At 62.2% G+C, this 18395-nt stretch carries 14 protein-coding genes and 1 pseudogene; 12 read left to right on the top strand and 3 right to left on the bottom strand.

What is annotated here, in order from left to right; genetic code table 11:
- The first annotated feature begins 53 nt into the window (after positions 1-53).
- The 7 genes from amrB to ACMV5O_RS18915 all read left to right on the top strand — a co-directional run bounded on the left by amrB (position 54) and on the right by ACMV5O_RS18915 (position 9243).
- On the top strand, positions 54-878 hold the full coding sequence (gene amrB / locus ACMV5O_RS18945) for an AmmeMemoRadiSam system protein B (protein ID WP_416164915.1): 825 nt from the start codon (positions 54-56) through the stop codon (positions 876-878).
- Positions 865-1446 carry an AmmeMemoRadiSam system protein A gene (gene amrA, locus ACMV5O_RS18940; protein ID WP_416164914.1) on the top strand — a complete coding sequence of 194 codons (582 nt, stop codon included), beginning with the start codon at positions 865-867 and terminating at the stop codon, positions 1444-1446. Before amrB ends, amrA begins: the two co-directional genes overlap by 14 nt.
- Positions 1443-2585, top strand: coding sequence for an AmmeMemoRadiSam system radical SAM enzyme (gene amrS / locus ACMV5O_RS18935; protein ID WP_416164913.1), 1143 nt, complete (start codon positions 1443-1445; stop codon positions 2583-2585). Before amrA ends, amrS begins: the two co-directional genes overlap by 4 nt.
- Positions 2582-3238: an alpha/beta hydrolase gene (locus ACMV5O_RS18930; RefSeq protein WP_416164912.1), complete on the top strand. Its 657-nt coding sequence runs from the start codon at positions 2582-2584 to the stop codon at positions 3236-3238. Before amrS ends, ACMV5O_RS18930 begins: the two co-directional genes overlap by 4 nt.
- A 160-nt stretch (positions 3239-3398) precedes the next feature.
- Positions 3399-6863, top strand: a complete 3465-nt coding sequence (gene mfd, locus ACMV5O_RS18925; RefSeq protein ID WP_416164911.1) for a transcription-repair coupling factor — start codon at positions 3399-3401, stop codon at positions 6861-6863.
- A 12-nt stretch (positions 6864-6875) separates the two neighbouring features.
- Positions 6876-7841, top strand: coding sequence for a magnesium/cobalt transporter CorA (gene corA, locus ACMV5O_RS18920; protein ID WP_416164910.1), 966 nt, complete (start codon positions 6876-6878; stop codon positions 7839-7841).
- 61 nt (positions 7842-7902) lie between these two features.
- Entirely contained in the window at positions 7903-9243 is a 1341-nt protein-coding gene (locus ACMV5O_RS18915) for a M48 family metalloprotease (RefSeq protein ID WP_416164909.1), read from the top strand.
- Here the strand turns inward: ACMV5O_RS18915 and ACMV5O_RS18910 are convergent.
- Positions 9236-9817 carry a DNA-3-methyladenine glycosylase I gene (locus tag ACMV5O_RS18910; protein WP_416164908.1) on the bottom strand — a complete coding sequence of 194 codons (582 nt, stop codon included), beginning with the start codon at positions 9815-9817 and terminating at the stop codon, positions 9236-9238. The genes ACMV5O_RS18915 and ACMV5O_RS18910 overlap by 8 nt on opposite strands.
- Positions 9818-10336: 519 nt before the next feature.
- Between ACMV5O_RS18910 and ACMV5O_RS18905 the strand changes: the two genes are divergently transcribed.
- The 4 genes from ACMV5O_RS18905 to ACMV5O_RS18890 all read left to right on the top strand — a co-directional run bounded on the left by ACMV5O_RS18905 (position 10337) and on the right by ACMV5O_RS18890 (position 14510).
- Positions 10337-12211, top strand: coding sequence for a hypothetical protein (locus tag ACMV5O_RS18905; RefSeq protein ID WP_416164907.1), 1875 nt, complete (start codon positions 10337-10339; stop codon positions 12209-12211).
- Complete coding sequence (locus ACMV5O_RS18900) at positions 12208-12939, top strand: hypothetical protein (RefSeq protein WP_416164906.1); 732 nt, start codon at positions 12208-12210, stop codon at positions 12937-12939. The genes ACMV5O_RS18905 and ACMV5O_RS18900 overlap by 4 nt, the downstream gene beginning before the upstream one ends.
- A complete protein-coding gene (locus ACMV5O_RS18895; protein ID WP_416164905.1) occupies positions 12914-13897 on the top strand; it encodes a class I SAM-dependent DNA methyltransferase in 984 nt (327 codons plus the stop codon). The genes ACMV5O_RS18900 and ACMV5O_RS18895 overlap by 26 nt, the downstream gene beginning before the upstream one ends.
- Positions 13898-14111: 214 nt before the next feature.
- The gene (locus tag ACMV5O_RS18890; RefSeq protein WP_416164904.1) at positions 14112-14510 is read left to right on the top strand and encodes a cupin domain-containing protein; all 399 of its coding nucleotides are present in this window, start codon (positions 14112-14114) and stop codon (positions 14508-14510) included.
- A gap of 404 nt (positions 14511-14914) precedes the next feature.
- Here the strand turns inward: ACMV5O_RS18890 and ACMV5O_RS18885 are convergent, their stop codons facing one another.
- Both ACMV5O_RS18885 and ACMV5O_RS18880 read right to left on the bottom strand, forming a co-directional pair.
- On the bottom strand, positions 14915-15913 hold the full coding sequence (locus tag ACMV5O_RS18885; RefSeq protein ID WP_416164903.1) for a DUF4435 domain-containing protein: 999 nt from the start codon (positions 15911-15913) through the stop codon (positions 14915-14917).
- Positions 15906-17432: an AAA family ATPase gene (locus ACMV5O_RS18880; protein ID WP_416164902.1), complete on the bottom strand. Its 1527-nt coding sequence runs from the start codon at positions 17430-17432 to the stop codon at positions 15906-15908. The genes ACMV5O_RS18885 and ACMV5O_RS18880 overlap by 8 nt, the downstream gene beginning before the upstream one ends.
- A 199-nt stretch (positions 17433-17631) precedes the next feature.
- Between ACMV5O_RS18880 and ACMV5O_RS18875 the strand changes: the two are divergent.
- A pseudogene (locus tag ACMV5O_RS18875) lies at positions 17632-18126 on the top strand (transposase); the annotation flags it as partial.
- Positions 18127-18395 lie beyond the last annotated feature (269 nt).

Raw genomic sequence — 18395 nt, 5'->3', positions numbered from 1 at the left:
CCTATAATTGTTTTGCTAATCTGTCGAACAGATCACACGCAGGATTTTCTCCCATGGCACTGGCTTCGATTCGCCCGGCGGCCGTCGCCGGTCAGTTCTACCCACGCGACGAGCGCGTGCTGCGCACGCAGATCGCCGAACTGCTCGCCACCGCCGTACCGCTCGAGATCGCGCCTGCACCCAAGGCGATCATCGTGCCGCACGCCGGCTACATGTATTCCGGCGCGGTGGCCGCGAGCGCGTATTCCATGCTCGCCCCTTTGCGCAGCGTGATCCGCCGCGTCGTGATGCTGGGGCCGACCCACCGCATGGCGGTGCGCGGCTTTGCCCTGCCTGCCGCACAGATGTTCGCCACCCCGCTCGGCGAGGTGCCGCTGTCTCAGTCCGACTGGCTCGACCTGCAGGCGCGCGAGGACCTGGTGGTGGACGACCGCCCGCATGCGCTCGAGCACTGCCTCGAGGTGCAGCTCCCCTTCCTGCAGCTCGTCCTCGAACGCTTCGAGATCGTGCCGGTCCTGGTCGGCGACGCCTCGCCGCAGGCGGTGGCCAACCTGCTCGAGAGCCTGTGGGGCGGGCCCGAGACGCTGATCCTGATCAGCTCCGACCTTTCCCACTACCTGAGCTACCACGAAGCGCAGTGGTCCGACCGCGCCGCGGTCGAGGCGGTGCTTGCATTGCGCGCAGGATTGGATCACGAGCAGGCCTGCGGCGCGACACCGATCAACGGCCTGCTGCTCGCGGCGACCCACCACCATCTGCACGCCCACCTGCTCGACCTGCGCAACTCCGGCGACACCGCGGGTGACCGATCGCGGGTGGTCGGCTACACCAGCATCGCCTTCTGCGAAGCGGAGGCCCCCAGCCATGCACGACACTGAACTCGCCGAGACTGAACTGGGCGATACCCTGCTGGGGCTCGCGCGCGCTGCCATCGCGCACCACCTCGGCCGTGGCCGACAGCCGGTCGTGCCCGACGAGGCCCGCCTGCGCGAACGCGGCGCGACCTTCGTCACCCTGACCGAGGACGGTGAGCTGAGAGGTTGCATCGGCAGCCTGCGGCGCAGCCGTGCCCTGGGCGAGGACGTCATCGCCAACGCGGTGGCCGCCGCCAGCGCGGATCCGCGCTTCGAGCCCCTGCAAGCCGGCGAGCTCGACAGGATCCGTGTCGAGGTGTCGCTGCTGTCGGAGCCCGAGTATCTCGAGTTCGCCGATGAGGACGCGCTGCTCGCCCAGCTGCGCCCGAACGAGGATGGCCTGATCGTATTTTCGGGCTGCCGCAGCGCCACCTTCCTGCCCCAGGTGTGGGAGCAGCTGCCGGTGCCGCGCGACTTCCTCGCCGCACTCAAGCGCAAGGCCGGGCTCGCGCCCGACAGGCCTGTCCCTGGCCTGATGGCCGCGCGCTACCAGGTGCGCAAATGGAAGGAGGCCGAAGCGGAGGCATCATGACCGCAGCAAGCACGGCGACCGCCGACCTCGGCAGCCACTATCCCGCCCGTTACTGGCACCGGCTCGATGACGGCCGCTTCCAGTGCGACCTGTGCCCGCGCCTGTGCAAGCTGCACGAGGGCCAGCGCGGCGCGTGTTTCGTGCGCATGCGCAGCGGCGACGCGATGCTGCTCACCACTTATGGGCGCAGCTCGGGCTTTTGCATCGACCCGATCGAGAAGAAGCCGCTCAACCATTTCTATCCGGGCAGCAAGGTCCTCTCCTTCGGCACTGCAGGCTGCAACCTGGCGTGCAAGTTCTGCCAGAACTGGGACATCTCCAAGTCGCGCGACCTCGACACGCTGATGGACCAGGCCTCGCCGCAGGAGATCGTCGACACCGCGCTGCGCTGGGGCTGCCACAGCGTCGCCTTCACCTACAACGATCCGGTGATCTTCGCCGAGTACGCGATGGATGTCGCCGACCGCTGCCGTGAAAGCGGGCTCAAGACGGTTGCCGTCACCGCCGGCTACATCGGCGAGTGCGCCCGCCAGGACTTCTTCTCGCGCATGGACGCGGCCAATGTCGACCTGAAGGGTTTCACCGACGACTTCTACGTCAAGCTGTGCGGCGCCCACCTGCAACCGGTGCTCGACACCCTGGTCTGGCTGCGGCACGAGACCGATGTCTGGGTGGAACTGACCACCCTGCTGATCCCCGGCCACAACGACTCGGACACGGAGATCGCGGCCCTGTCGAACTGGGTGCGCAAGGAGCTGGGCGCCGACATGCCGCTTCACTTCAGCGCCTTCCACCCGGATTTCAAGATGTCCGACGTGCCGCCCACACCCCCCGCGACACTGAGCCGCGCACGCCGGATCGCCCTCGATGCCGGGCTGCGGCATGTCTATACCGGCAACGTGCATGACACCGACGGCGACACCACCTACTGCACCGGCTGTGGCGAGGCGCTGATCGTGCGCGACTGGTACGAGATCCGCAGCTACCGAGCGGGCACGGACGGCATCTGCCCGCGTTGCGGCACCCGTCTGGCCGGCCGCTTCGGGGCGGTCGGGGCCGCCGTGCAGGACGCCTTCGGGGCGCGCAGAATTCCGGTCTCCATCCATCGCGCGCCCCTGGGCCACAGAACGTCTTCGTGAAACTGCGCCACACTCCACTGAGCATTCCTGCCACAGGCGTCTGGCTCGATGGCGTGCTCGCCCATGCGCCCGACGTTCGCGCGCTGGCGCTGTGCGTCCAAGCCACCGGCCCGTCCACGCTCGCCCCCTCCGAGCGGCCGCTGGAGCTCGAACTGCAGGCGGCCGGCTTCGCCACGATGACGGTCCACCTGCTCCCCCGCCTCGAGGCGCAGCGCGACCCGGATGCGAGCTTCAACATCCCCCGGCTCACCGAGCGGATTCTCGCCGCCATGGAGTGGGCCGCGCATCAACCGCCGCTCGTCGACCTGCCGCTCGGGCTGGCTGCCGACGGCACCAGTTGTGCAGCGGCGATTCGCGCCGCCGTGCGTGCGCCTGAGCGCCTGAGCGCGATCGCCTGTCTCGGCGGCCGGGCCGATCTCGCCGGCGCCGAACCGCTGCGCATGGTGCGCACGCCGGTGCGTCTCATCGTGACGCCGGGCACGGCGGAAGCGATCATCCTCGAGCGCGCCTACCCGCTGTTGAAGGGGGCGCATCACTGGCTGGCGCTGCCCCCTGCCTCCGCCGAGCAAGAGCAGGAACGGCTGGCCGCGCGCGCGGCCGCCACCTGGCTGCGCCAGCATATTCCGCAGGCCGCGGGCACGACCCCCGCCTGAGCCGGGCTCCTGCTGGGCACTTCACTTCAGTCGAGCAACACAACGCAGTTCGAGCAAGTCGCGACCCCGCAAGCTCGAGCGGCGGCTCTTATAATTGCGCCCTTACCACGCTCGACCTGCGCGCCGGATCCCCCGTTCGCGCGCGCCGGCCTCACGCATCATGCCCACTGCCCCTGATTCGCTCCTCGCCCGACTGGCCACCCGCCCGCTACCCAAGCCTGGCGCCCGCCTCGAGCTCGAACCGCTCGCCGGTTCGGCCGACGCGCTCGCCGTCGCCCAGCTCGCCGGCCGCGGCCGCATGCTGGTGGTGATCACCGCCAACCCGCTCGACGCCCAGCGCCTGCAGGACGAGATCGCCTGGATCGCGCCCGGGCTGCGCGCGCACCTGCTGCCCGACTGGGAGACCCTGCCCTACGACAACTTCTCGCCCCATCAGGACCTGATCTCCGAGCGTCTGTCGACGCTGTACGCGATCTCCCGCGGCGAGACCGACCTCGTGCTGGTGCCGGCCTCGACCGCGCTCTACCGCATGGCGCCGCCGGGCTTTCTCGCCGCCTACACCTTCTTCCTCAAGCAGGGCGAAAAGCTCGACGTCGAGCAGTTCAAGGCGCAGATGGCACTCGCCGGCTACGCGCATGTGACCCAGGTGGTGAGCCCGGGCGAATTCTCGGTGCGCGGCGGGCTGGTGGACCTGTTCCCGATGGGCTCGCCGCTGCCCTTTCGCATCGACCTCTTCGACGACGAGGTCGAGACCATCAAGACCTTCGACCCCGACACCCAGCGCACGGTGTATCCGACCAAGGAGATCCGCCTGCTGCCGGCGCGCGAGTTCCCGCTCGACGACAAGGGCCGCACGCGCTTTCGCAGCCGCTTTCGCGAGACCTTCGAGGGCGATCCGACGCGCGCCTCGATCTACAAGGACGTCTCCAACGGCATCGCACCCGCCGGCATCGAGTACTACCTGCCGCTGTTTTTCGACGAGACCGCGACGCTCCTCGACTACCTGCCCGCCGACACCCCGGTGCTGCTGCACCGCGACGTACCGGCGGCGATCGCCGAGTTCTGGAAGGACACGCGCTCGCGCTACGACCTGCTGAAGGGCGACCGCAGCCGGCCGGTGCTGGCGCCCGAGCAGCTCTTCCTGAGCGACGAGGCCTTCTTCGTCGCGCTGAAGAACCTGCCGCGGCTGGCGATCGGGGCCGAGGCGAGCGCCGAGACGGCGGATGCGCTCGCGCTGCCACCGCCCGAGGTCGCGGTCGAGCGCAAGGCCACCGACCCGCTGCACAAGCTGAAGGCCTTCCTCGATGGCTTCGACGGCCGCGTGCTGCTGCTGTCCGACTCGCCCGGCCGGCGCGAGACCATGGCCGAGTTCTTCGCCGAATACGACGTCAAGCCCGAGGCCAGCGCCGACTTCGGCGCCTTCCTGGATTCGGATGCGCGCCTCGCACTCGGCGTCGCGCCGCTCGCGCGCGGCTTCGTGCTGCCCGCGGCCAGGCTCGCGGTGCTCACCGAGACCGAGCTCTACGCCGCCACGGCGCGCAGCCGCGCCCGCCGCGACAGCCGCAAGGCCGCCACCATGGAAGGCTGGCTGCGCGACCTGTCGGAGCTCAAGATCGGCGATCCGGTGGTGCACGTCTCGCACGGCATCGGCCGCTACCTCGGCCTCATCCACATGAACCTCGGCGAGGGCGACACCGAGTTCCTGCATCTGGAATACAACGGCGGCGACAAGCTCTACGTGCCGGTGTCGCAACTGCACGTGATCACCCGCTACGCCGGCGCCGACCCCGAGGCGGTCGACCTCCACCGCCTCGGCTCGGGCCAGTGGGAGAAGGCCAAGAAGAAGGCGGCGATGCAAGTGCGCGACACCGCCGCCGAGCTGCTCGCGCTCTACGCCCAGCGCGCAGCCCGCGCCGGCCACCGCTTCGACTTCAAGCAGCACGACCTCGAGGCCTTTGCCGAAGGCTTCGGCTTCGAGACCACGCCCGACCAGCAATCGGCCATCGATTCGGTGGTCAGCGACATGAAGTCCGGCCGGCCGATGGACCGCCTGGTGTGCGGCGACGTCGGCTTCGGCAAGACCGAGGTTGCGCTGCGTGCCGCCTTCATCGCCGTGGCCGATGGCAAGCAGGTGGTGGTGCTGTGCCCGACCACCCTGCTCGCCGAACAGCACTACCAGACCTTCGCCGACCGCTTCGCCGAGTGGCCGATCAAGCTCGCCGAGCTGTCGCGCTTCAAGTCGGCCAAGGAGCAGGCCGAGGCCCTGCAGCAACTGTCCGAGGGCAAGGTCGACATCATCATCGGCACCCACCGCCTGCTGCAGAAGGACGTCGTCTTCAAGCGCCTGGGCCTGGTGATCATCGACGAGGAGCACCGCTTCGGCGTACGCCAGAAAGAGACGCTGAAGGCATTGCGCAGCGAGGTCGACATCCTGACCCTGACCGCCACCCCGATCCCGCGCACCCTGGGCCTGGCGATGGAGGGGCTACGCGAGTTCTCGGTGATCGCCACGCCGCCGCAGAAGCGCCTTTCGATCAAGACCTTCGTCCAGCCCTCGAGTCGCGGCGTGATCCGCGAGGCGGTGCTGCGCGAGTTCAAGCGCGGCGGCCAGGTGTATTTCCTGCACAACGAGGTCGACACCATCGACAACATGCGTAACGACCTCGAGGAGTTGCTGCCCGAGGCCCGTATCGTCGTCGGCCACGGCCAGCTGCCCGAGCGCGAGCTCGAGCGCGTGATGCGCGACTTCACCCAGCAGCGCGCCAACCTGCTGCTGTGCACCACCATCATCGAGACCGGCATCAACATCCCCACCGCCAACACCATCATCATCAACCGTGCAGACCGCTTCGGCCTGGCCCAACTGCACCAGCTGCGCGGCCGCGTCGGCCGCAGCCACCACCAGGCCTACGCCTACCTGCTGACCATGCCGGGCGCCAAACCGACCGCGCAGGCGCAGAAGAGGCTGGAAGCGATCGCGATGATGGAAGACCTCGGCTCGGGCTTCTACCTGGCGATGCACGACCTCGAGATCCGCGGCGCCGGCGAGGTGCTGGGCGAGAACCAGTCGGGTGAGATCCAGCAGGTCGGCTTCAGCCTATACACCGAGATGCTCAAGCGCGCGGTCAAGGACCTGCAGGCCGGCAAGGAGCCCGACCTGTCGCAGCCGCTGGAAGTGGTCTCCGAGATCAACCTGCACACGCCGGCGCTCTTGCCCACCGACTACTGCCCCGACGTGCAGGAGCGCCTGACGCTGTACAAGCGCCTGGCCAACTGCGACACCGAGGACGACCTGCGCGCGCTGCAGGAAGAGCTCATCGACCGCTTCGGCGAGGTGCCGCCACAGACCGCCGCGCTGATCGAGACTCACCGCCTGCGCATGCTGGTCAAGGACTACGGCGTGCACAAGCTCGACGCCTCGGATGCGCAGATCAGCGTGCAGTTCGCCAAGGACGCACCGATCGACCCGGTCAAGGTCATCTTCCTGATCCAGAAGGACCGCAGCACCAAGATGGCCGGCCCCGAGAAGCTGGTGCGCCGCGCCAGCCTGCCCAACCTCAAGGAGCGGGTGAAGGCGGTCAAGGATCTGCTCGACGCGGTCAAGGCCGATCCGGTGAAGGCTTAAAGGCGCGCGACCATGCTCATCAACTGCACCGCCTACCAGCACGGCCGCAAGCTCGCCGACATCCCGGTCGACGACATCAGCGACTATCTGCAGCAGCCCGACACCTTCGTCTGGGTCGCGCTCAAGGACGCCACCGCCGAGGAGCTGGCGGCAATGAAGGAGGAGTTCGGCCTGCACGAGCTCGCCATCGAGGACGCCAACCACCGCCACCAGCGCCCCAAGGTCGAGGAATACGACGACGAGCTCTTCGTCGTCATGCACCTGATCGAGGAGCGCGCGGGCAAGCTCGAGGTCGGCGAGGTGCACGTCTTCGTCGGCGCCAACTACATCCTGTCGGTGCGCAACAACCATGCGCGCGACTTCCTCGGCGTGCGCGCACGCTGCGAGCGCGAGCCGAAGATGCTCGCCAAGGGCCCCGGCTATGTGCTCTACGCGCTGATGGACGCGGTGGTCGACGGCTACTTCCCGCTCATCGAAAAGCTCGAGACCGAGGTCGAGACGCTGGAGGAGCGCATCTTCACCAAGGGCGCGGCGCGCTCCAACATCCGCCGCCTGTACCGCCTCAAGCGCAAGGTCACGCTGCTCAGGCACGCGGTGCTGCCGCTGATGGAAGCCGCCGGCAAGCTGCACAGCGGCCGCGTGCCCGAGGTCTGCGCCAACAGCCGGCACTACTTCCGCGACGTCTACGACCACCTCGCCCGCATCAACGCCTCGCTCGACGGCATCCGCGACACCATCGGCACCGCCATCCAGGTGAATCTGTCGCTCGTCACCATCGACCAGACCGAGATCAGCAAGCGCCTGGCGGCCTGGGCCGGCATCTTTGCCGTCGCCACCGCCTTCGCCGGTATCTGGGGCATGAACTTCAACCACATGCCCGAGCTGCAGTGGAAGTACGGCTACCTGTTCAGCCTGGGCGTGATCGCCAGCGCCAGCGCCTTCCTGTGGTGGCGCTTCCGCAAGGCGCGGTGGCTGTAGGCCGCCGCACCGCGAGGCCGAGCCGATACAATCGCCTGATCTTCTTCGACGAGCGACTGCCATGAGCTTCTTCGACGATCTCGCCACCAGCCTCGAGCGCAACCGCATCAGCCGCCGCCAGGCGCTGTGGCTGCTCGGTGCCGGTGCGGCCGGTGCCGGCCTGTCCGGTTGCGCCACCTCGCCGGTGACCGGCAAATCCATCCTCGTCGGCATGAGCGAGGCGCAGGAGATCCAGGCCGACGCCCAGGTCGCGCCCCACCAGTTCTCGCAGGACCTCGGTGCCATCCAGGACGAATCGGTCAACCGCTACGTCGCCGGTCTCGGCCAGCGCATGGGCGCGCTCACGCACCGCCCGCAGATGCCCTACTCCTACCGCGTGCTCAACGCCAACTACGTCAACGCCTACACCTTCCCCGGTGGCGCGATGGGCGTCACCCGCGGCATCCTCGCCGACCTCGACGACGAGGCCCAGCTCGCCGCCCTGCTCGGCCACGAGCTCGGCCACGTCAACGCCCGCCATGCTGCCCAGCGCCAGGGCCAGAACCTGGTCGCGCAGGCCGCGCTCGCCGGCCTCAACGTGGCGGCGCAAACTTCGGACTGGGCCGGGCTGATGAACATCGGCGGGCAGATCGGCGCCAGCGCACTGCTGGCCAGCTACTCGCGCGAGCACGAGCGCGAGGCCGACGCCCTCGGTCAGGAATACCTCGTCAAGGCCGGCTACCCCGCCACCGGCATGGTCCGCCTGCACCAGCTCCTGGTCGCCGAGGAAAAATCCGCCCCCTCGCTGCTGCAGACGATGTTCTCCACCCACCCGATGAGCCGCGAGCGCATGAAGGCCGCGCAGGCCGCGGCCGACACCCGCTACCGCATCAGCAACAGCCTCAACCCCGGCCGCGAGCGCTTCATGGACAGCACCGCCAGCCTGCGCCGCATCCGCCCCACCATCGACGCTTGCAAGAACGGCGAGACGGCGATGGCCGCCAGGCAATATGCCAAGGCCCAGGCCGAATTCCAGACCGCCCTCACCAGAACCCCGCGCGACTACGCCAGCAACCTGCGCATGGCGCAGTGCCTGCAGGCGCAGGGCCAGACCGCCAAGGCAGTGAGCTACGCCGACACTGCGCGCGAGATCTACCCGCAGGAGGCGCAGGCCTACAAGCTCGCCGGCGTGCTCGCCCTGCAGCAGCGCGACGCCGGCCGCGCGTACGACAACCTCGACCGCTTCGACCGCCTGCTGCCCGGCGACGCCGGCATCACCTTCCTCAAGGGCGTCTCGCTCGAAGGCATGGGCAACCGCCAGGCCGCCGCCCAGCACTACGTCGCCTATCTGCGCCAGAGCCAGCAGGGCAACGCGGCGCAGTACTCCTACAACCGGCTCAAGGCCTGGGGCGTGGTCAAGTAGCGGACAAGCCTGCCGCGATCTCCCGGCGGCGGAAGCAGCCCTCGACATGGTCATTGACCATTCCCACCGCCTGCATGAAGGCGTAGCACACCGTCGGCCCGACAAAACGAAAGCCCAGCCGCTTCAATTCGCGACTCATCGCCCTTGATTCGGCGGTCTCGGCAGGCACGTCGGCCAGCGTCCTGCGCGCGCCCGCTTGCGGCACGCCCTCCACGAATCGCCAGACCAACGCATCGAGCGAGCCAAAGCGCGCTTGCGCCGCGAGCGTCGCGCGCGCATTGGCGATCGCCGACGCCACCTTCAGCCGGTTACGCACGATGCCGGGGTCGGCGAGCAGGCGCGCCACATCCTCGTCGGTGTAGCGCGCAACCCGCTCGGCGTCGAAATCCGCGAACACGCGGCGATAGTGCTCGCGCTTGCGCAAGATGGTGATCCAGCTCAGCCCCGCCTGCGCGCCCTCCAGCACCAGCATCTCGAACAGGTGGCGATCGTCGTGGCTGGGCACACCCCACTCGGTGTCGTGGTAGGCGACGTACAGCGGATCGGTGCCGCACCAGGCGCAGCGCTCGGCCATGGGAGAACTCCTGCAGGGAATGGCCCGATCTTACGCCGTCGTGCGGCAGGATCGCATCCGGGCCTTCGCGCCTTGTCAGGCGATTCGTTAAGCTGCTGCAAGGAGGACTCAGGGGGCAGCGGTATCAGGTCGGTCGGCCAGTCGCTACCGTCGTCGCTCAGATTCAGCTTGCAGGCCCATACTGCTCGTCTATGTTGAAGAAGGAGCATGACAGGGGGCTCTTTTCCTTAAGCAGTCGTCAGTACCAGCTCGACGCCTAGCCGACGACGACAACCTTTATCCGACCCCATGTGCGTGCCGTGCGACCGCGGTTTCTTGCTATCAGCTGTGATGGGATGAGGTCGCCCTCTCGAATAGCAAGGCACGGTTCTAGATGCAAACAGCGGGAGTTTCTTGTCCGGCACCGTAAAGCACAGCCGATGTTTTTCAGCGGTGGGACCGCCCTGGAAATAGGCAGGAGATTTGAGACTGCTACTTCATCGACAAGGTACTTATCCACCGAATCACAGGCATTCCGAAATGACGGAGAACCCAAGCACGGGAGAACTCGCCCTAATCGAGGCGTGGATCGCCAGGGGACAGTTCGAGCGTGCCCTTGAGCCTCTCCAAAAACTCGTTCTCGCGAATCCGAAGAATGCTCGTGTGTGGAAATGCCTAGGTGTACTGAGACAGCAACAGAAAAGACACCAGGAAGCCGAGACCCACCTCCTCCATTCCCTCGAACTGGATGACACAGATGTCGACGCCCATTGCTCGCTAGGTGGGGTGTATCTCTCGTTGAGTGAGTTCGGCAAAGCTGCAGCACGTTTCGAGAGAGGGGTAGAGCTTTCTGGAAACAAGAGTACGTTTGCCTTGCTGAACTATTTGGCAGTGCGTGCCCGTGAGGGTTTCCTGGATGCGTCCCTTCGCCGCTACAGGGACGCGATTGATGCCGGCAGGGAGCACTGCCGCGAGGATATTGTTGCAGGCCGCAATCTCCCTTGGTCATGTTTCGACCTCGCACAGATTCATTTACTACGCGGCGAGATGAAGCCCTGCCGCGAATCGATCACTCAGGGGATTCGTCTTGCGAATGCGGCATGGCAGCTGAACTCTGCGACCCGTGTTTATTCTCTTTTGGCGGAGTCCCCTGACGAGCAGGTCCGCAGACGGGCAGAGGAAGCCCTCGAACTGATCGAAACGCTAGAACGCGAGTATTTTTCCGACCCGAACGAGAAACGCTGCTTTGTTATCATGCCGTTCGGCAAGAAGTTAGATGCAGCGGACGTCGAGGTGAATTTCGACGACGTCTACGAACACTTGATCAAGCCAACCGTCGAAGCCGCGGGACTGAAGTGCATCCGCTGCGACGAGGTGGACGAGGCGGGCAACATACATACAAGGATGTTCCAACTGATCTGGAGCGCTGAAGTATCCATTGTCGATGTGAGCGTTCCGAACCCCAATGTCTTCTATGAGCTTGGCATTCGCCACGCCTTACGCAAGGCCGTCACCATCATCATCCGGAACAAGAACGCCACCCTTCCCTTTAACATCGTCAACATGAACGCTATCGAGTATGACTTCGCTAGCGGGAAGGGTGATGACGTGGCGCAAGCCAGAATCCGCAATTCGATCTCGACAGGCCTTCTGGAGGGCAGACCCGACAGTCACGTGAGTGAAACGCTCGACCTGAGAATTATTGATCGACCCCGGGTGATCGGGAGTTGCGATGTCTACACCTACCCAATCCAGGGCACCAACAAGAGCATGGCTCTCATCACCGGCGACCTCCGCAATGTGCGCGCAATTGATGTCTGGGTGAACTCGGAGAACACGAACATGCAGATGGCACGCTACTTCGACTTCGCCATCTCAAGCGTCATACGATTCGAGGGTGCACGGAAAACGCGGACCGGACACGTTGCCGAGGATCTCATTCAGCACGAACTGAACGAGATAATGGGAAACGAGCGTAGCGTCCCCGAAGCCGAGGTCATCGCAACAGGGCCGGGTGAGTTGAAGAGCAAGTACGGTGTAAAGGCAATCTTCCACGCCGCCGCCGTCAGAGGCGTGGTCGGAGAAGGCTACGAGCCCATACCCGGCATCCACCGATGCGTCACGAACGCACTTGCACTGATGGACGATCCCCAGAGGAATGGTGTGGGAATCGGACTATCGAGTATTCTCTTTCCGCTGCTTGGAATCGGCTTCGTTCGCGGAGATTTCCGTCCCCTCCTTGAGCGCGAGGTTCAGGCCGCTCTCGAGTACCTCTCTGAGAATCCGGCCTCCGACGTCGAAACGGTCTATTTCCTGGCCTGGAGCGAGCAGGAGCTCGCCCTCTGCCAGTCGGTACTTCGCTGCTTCGAGTGTCTAGGGCCCCCTATCCAGACCAATAGAAAGTCGCGGCGATGATGAACGCCCGTCAGGTAGATCCAATTAAGGTGCTCGCCCTGATGCCGATGCTGGCCGGCTACGAAGCCGTCAGGGAGACGGTGGCCGTTACCGTCGAGAACGCGAAACTTGAGCTGGTCTGGCTGGAGGAACTTCTTGAGGATTGGGAGTGGCTGGACTGGCTTTACGCATCCATCCGCCAATGTGACATTGTTCTGGCCAATCCATCGAGGCACAACGCGTTCGTCATGTACGAGATTGGCGTCGCACGCGCCCATGCGGTGCCCACGCTTGTCATGCTGGACCGCGAGGACTCCCAGTTGAGCGGCTCCCTGGACGGGGCGCCTTTCCGGCCCTATTCGAGCACCGAACTCGATACTTTCTCGCGCCGACTGCAGACGGATCTTTCGACACTTGCGCGAGTCGCAGTTACTGAGGCCGATGCCACGTCCGACGCCGACGACCATTACCCTGATGCTCTTCGGCTACTTCAGTCCTTCAACGATCAGACAGGTCGTAGCCTCCAGCGGGTTGACGGGGACGCTTTCGAGGCTCGCCTGAGCCACTCACGAAGCCACGGAACCTTTCTCCCCTCCCTAGCGGGCACCCCTCTAGGTGCGGCGGCCCTCTTGGCCGCACTTGTCCGCTCATCCAGGATGGTCGACACGATGTCCGCGATTCGAGACTGGGTCGACCTGCGCGTGCACGACGGAGGTGGGTTAAATGGGTTCCAGCCCCTGTGTCTTTGAGCTCATGATCCACCATGTCGAAGGCGACAGGTACTCGGCATCGCTTCTTCGGCACCGGCTGCGCCAGGACGGCATTCGCGCGGGGGTTACCAATTTCGCCGCAGCGAAGTTGACGAGCGCAGCCCAATCCGCACGGTATTCGCTCTGTTTAATTGGATCAGCTTTCGACGACGAAGATCTCCTCAAGCTACCGAACGATCGCTTCGATTTATTCTTCGTCGCACCCAACGCCGAAGCCCACATCGACCACAGGAATCGATGCCACTCTTATGGAGCGCTCAGAGATTGCCTTGCCAACGGAAGTGAAGGCGCGCCCATCAGTTCACCCGCGCTACGACGCGCAACCAGAGCTTCTTACGATGCAATCGCCGCTCAGTTCACGGATGTCTGGTTCGACACCGTGCCATGTGACGCGATGGAGATCTTTCTCACGCAATTGCCCGGCGGCGCAACCATCCTTGACGCCGGTTGCGGTCCCGGACATCACGCGCGCCATTTTAAGAAGGCCGGCTTCGATCTGGTTGGGCTCGACTACTCCCGTTCCATGTTGCGCATTGCGCGGAAGAAAAACCAGGACATTCCGTTCATATACGGTGATATCCTTTCGCAAACACTCCCTACGGCTTACTTCGATGGAGTCTGGTCGGCCGTCGCGCTTAATCATATTCCTGTCGAAGACCTGCCACAGGCCCTCGGAAACCTCGTTGCAACTCTCAAATTCGGCGGCGTAGTCGGACTCAATTTCCAGGTCGCCCGGCCGAGTGAAGTCGTCAGCCGAGATGCCGATCACCGCTTTTTCGAGTATCCAGCGGACGCAAGAGATATCTCAATACTCCTTGAGGCGCTCGGCGTTCGCGTCGTTGGCACCCACGTCGGAACAACCACCAGGAACATCCACGGTCTCTCGCTGCAAATGTGCTTTGCTACTGTCGTTGGGCGGAAGGCGGAGTTGGCGTAACCCCATGAACATTTCAGAATCGACAATCGCTCAGGCCAACTGACGATTGCATCGAGCGAACGCGGCTACTCGATTCCGCACATCTTGAGCGTTGATCGACAGCTTTGCTCACGAACCTACGAGAACGTTGGATCAGCTCGCGGCTGGGGTGGAGAGTTCGTCGAGCTTCTGCGTTCCGCTGCGGCAGCCCCAGTACGGCCACACGCTACTGATCATGAAGGAGATCGATATGCAGGAGGTCCAAGCGATACGACCAGACCATGAAGTCCTGACGCGTCAGCGGCTCCCGTATTTCATCGGTATCTCGGGGCAGACCGTCGGGGCAAGCGGGCTCAGCATGCACCTGGTGACGATCCCGCCCGGGGCCAAGTCAGAGCCGCACTACCACGTCGGGTATGAGACCGGGATCTATGTGCTGGCAGGGAGGGTTCTGACGCGCTGGGGCCCGAAGCTCGAGGATGAGGTGATCAGTGAGGCTGGGGACTTCCTGTTCATCCCGGCCGGCGTGCCCCACGAGGCGATTAATCTGAGCGCCACCGAGGCCGCCCGCGCTGTGGTGGCGCGGAATCATCCGGCAGAGCAGGACCAAGTGGAGCCCTATGCCGCTACGTAGCAACCTGCGCGATGCGGCGCGCGGACTGGATCGTTAATCGCGACTCGGGTCCGCAAGCTGCATCGCACGCAGGCTGACCAGCGCCGAGCGGCCGGGACGAGGCATCGCAACACGCGGGAACCTGGCCGTAACGAATGTCGGAAGGGCCAGGGTGAAGCTGCCGCTTTGCGGTGCTGACCGTCGGTCAAGTCGTCGGCCTCAGCTGTCAGCGGCCAGGGGGAGGGAGTCAGTCCGCAATGCGTCTGTCACCAGCCATTCACCTGTGAAGAGACAGCAAGCGACCGTGTCGACGCTCTGCGAAGTCGAGCTGTCGACACGGAGAGATCGGTGGCGGCCGCCAATAGCGGACATTGCAGGATCGCCGCGTCATGCAGCCACCGCCGAAGTGGCTCGCAAATGTAGTGCTAGCCAAGAACTGCATTGACAGGAGCAGGCTCCTGCTTATCTACGGAAATCGCGCCAATAAATTCTTTAAATGAACCTGGCGGCAAAGACCTTGAGGCGATTGAATCGAGCGAATACTGAATAGTGGCCGACGCGGACGGTTTCATGGCCCTCTTAAACAAAAAACTTTCTTCTGAATTTCTATCCTTGCCAAGCAATTCCAGCCATCGGACGAAAAAAAGCAGCGCAAACTTTCCGCGATAGTCGCGCTTTGGGTCTAACGAACAAAAATCTGCATCATGCTGATTAATTTCCGACTGACTCGGTTCACGGTCAAGTACGATCGCCTCATCAACGCTCTTGTCCGCGAATCCCACCTTCAAAAGACCAACAGTTGCCAGCCTATTTAGCTTATCCGGAAGCGGCTTTGAATCTATACCAAGGCGTCGAGCGAGGTAGATTCTGTGGTTGTGAGCGCGTGTGACGTCAAGAAAAGACGAGTAAACTTCCTCGAACTTCTCGACAACGGCGTCCCTAATCTGCGGTGCGCTGTGGCAGTGCATGTCGACGGTCAAGATTTCTCTCAGAACCTCAGATGTTACCAGCGCATTCTCGAAAGAGTATGTCTCCGTCACATAAACATCCGGGCCTTTGTCATATCCCTTTAGCCCATCAAAATCCTTATCTATAAAAAAATATACACCCTTATTCAAACCAGTAACATCGCGCCTTAGTAGCTCACGAAATCTTAATACTTTCTCTTTCCCGTTGCAGACAATGAACTCATATCCAAATTTAATCTGCGAATTCCTTATCCAGTGAAAATAGACTTTCTTGTCGTCTACACCTTCGCAAGCAAATGCTACGGCATCCGGCTTGTGGGCTCGTAATGCGGCAAGCGATGCTTTATGCACCGCAGGTGCGTCTCGTGCCTCCCTCATAGAGCGGAGCAAAGATATTTCCTTCGCATCAATGCCTGGTTGGATGTCACCGTCCGCTGATGACATTGGCTCATGCATGCTCAAATCCTCCATTATCTGCAATCTCAATACGAAGAGCCTTCGCGAACGCGTCAAGCTCATTATCGAATATAAAGGGGGAGTGCGTTATGGCGATTACCTGCTTGCATAAATTTGAATTGAGAATATCCGGAAGAATTTTTCTTTGCCAGTCGATGGAAAGAGACAGTTCCGGTTCATCAATAAGAACTAGCTTCTCTTTAGGATATAAATAGAGCCGCGCGAATAGCGAAATCATCTGTTTTTCACCCGATGACAATGCGTCTAACGGTATCTCCCGGTCGGGCTTGCTGCGCCACACCGATACGTCAAGACTTGCACTATCAAGCTTAAGAACCTTCCCGTCTAAGCTGGAAGCGCCATGACGATCAGTTGTTGGGTCTGCGGCGTTAAGATAACGATTGCAACTCGCGATGAATTTCTCTACAACCTGCTGAGTATTTCGTGTCTTTTGTATGACGCTGTTAAGCTTTCCAAGAAAATACGTAAGAAATTTCTCCGAATTAGGCGGGATATTGCCACTATAAATTTTACCAAAATCCGGTATCTTATTTGGGGCATAAGGGCCATAGAACCCCCATTCACGGCTACCGCTCCTGAGGCGATCAAAGAATATATCTAACTCTTCTCGTGTCGGTCTGTCAGCGAGACTCGGGTGTTGCTTTTCAAATGAGCCACTTATCAGATCATCGATAATGTTTGCGCTAATTTCAGCGTATTTTTGATTTGACTCAAACATAATCTCTTGATTGAGGCTGCGTAGTCGCGCCGAGATGTCGGATAAACCAAATTGAATGTTTCCAGCATGAAGTCCGCGCCCGGTCAGACCAAGGCGCGCTTGAATGCTTGGAGATGTGCGGCGCCTATACGGGTATCGCGACTCGTCCGTATCCGGCAAGGAGAGCTCGATTCGGCGATACGTAGGGAGGTAAACTATCTCAATATCAGTCAATGCGCTTAAGATAGAGTTCTTTAGGGAAACAATAGGCGATTCAAGATCATTGATCGACGCCCAAAGATCTTTAAAGATCTTCTTGGCTGACTCGAGAGTATGCGATGTGTTGTTATACACCTTTGAAAAGACGGGGTGTTGCATGAGTTCTTGACGATCGTCGGAAAGAGTTGGAAATTCCCAAAGAACAAAGAAAAGAACATCGTTAGGGTCGAGTTCGTAAACTTTCGCAAGCTTCGGTATTGCCGAATTCTCGGAAACCTTGGCAAGGTAATGATCGAGGTGGCTTTTCTCAAGTATCAAAAGTTTATCGATATTTCTCAGCTTGCACTCTATTCGCTGAAAGCTAAGGTCGGCAAGTCGACCAAATTGACATCTTAAAAATGCATCCAGGGCGCCTAGCATCGTAGTTTTTCCAGCGCCATTTGGAGCGATGAGGATCGTAGCAGCGTACTCGGAATCTAAGCTAAGGGTTCGATAACCAAACAAACCTGAGATTGAAAAATGCTGAACTAGCGAGCTTCGAGCTGCAGTTTCACTCGAGGAAAATTCTGCCTCTTCATTCATTTGTTACCCCTCTTTTAGTGATTTCATATCACCATAATAAATTGTACAGCCGTACGACACCCCGTAAATTCTAACAGCATTCGGCAGGGAGGTCGGTAAGGCGCCCTTTGAGGACTTTGCCGGCTGTGAAAGCCAACGCCTGCAAGCGCCCGATGTTTCGGTTCATCCGTGTAAGCAATACGGACGCAGCTCCGTTCGGTTGAGAAAGGGCAAGGGCCAGCCGGCCAAGCTCCGCTACGGCGGGCATGTGCTCATGGAGAATCGCAATGGGCTGTGCGTCGACATCCTCATCACCGAATCGACCCAGGCCGAGCATCGTGCCGCGCGGCAGCTGCTCACTCGCGCACGTCGACGGCACATTCACCCCAAGACGCTCGGCGCCGACAAGGGCTACCACGTGAAGGAATTTGTCGCGCACTTGCGCGAGCACGCGGTGCGACCGCACATCGCGCGCATCAAGGATCGGAAGACGCCCGGCCTGGATGGGCGAACCACCCGGACCGAGGGCTACCGGGTCAGCCAACGAAAGCGAAAGCGCGTCGAGGAGATCTTCGGTTGGTTGAAAACGGTCGGCGGATTGCGAAAGACCCGTTTCATCGGCCAGGCGAAGACCCAGATGGCGGCCTTCATTTCCGGTGCCGCATACAACCTGCTTCGAATCGCGAAATTGAGCGTTTCGGAGGTGAAGGCATGAGCACAGGCGTGCAAACGGACCTTCGTGGTCGCCCTTGCGGCCACGAAGACAATTCCAACGCGGTGCGAAGGCGATTCCGGAAAACGATGTCACGATGAAACTCGACCTGAACCTCAGTGCTGGCGCGGTACCGCCGGCTTTTGCATCAGCCTGCTAGTGTAGTGCTGCGCTCTTGAGCGCACTTAATTGACAACTTCCGCTATCATGCTTCATGCATGCGGAGCGGAGGATCGAATGCGGGTTGCGCCAGAGATTGTTTTGACCGAGGA

The sequence above is a fragment of the Thauera sp. WH-1 genome, assembly GCF_047806685.1.
Classification (GTDB): domain Bacteria; phylum Pseudomonadota; class Gammaproteobacteria; order Burkholderiales; family Rhodocyclaceae; genus Thauera.
This window is presented reverse-complemented; position numbering and strand designations above follow the sequence as displayed.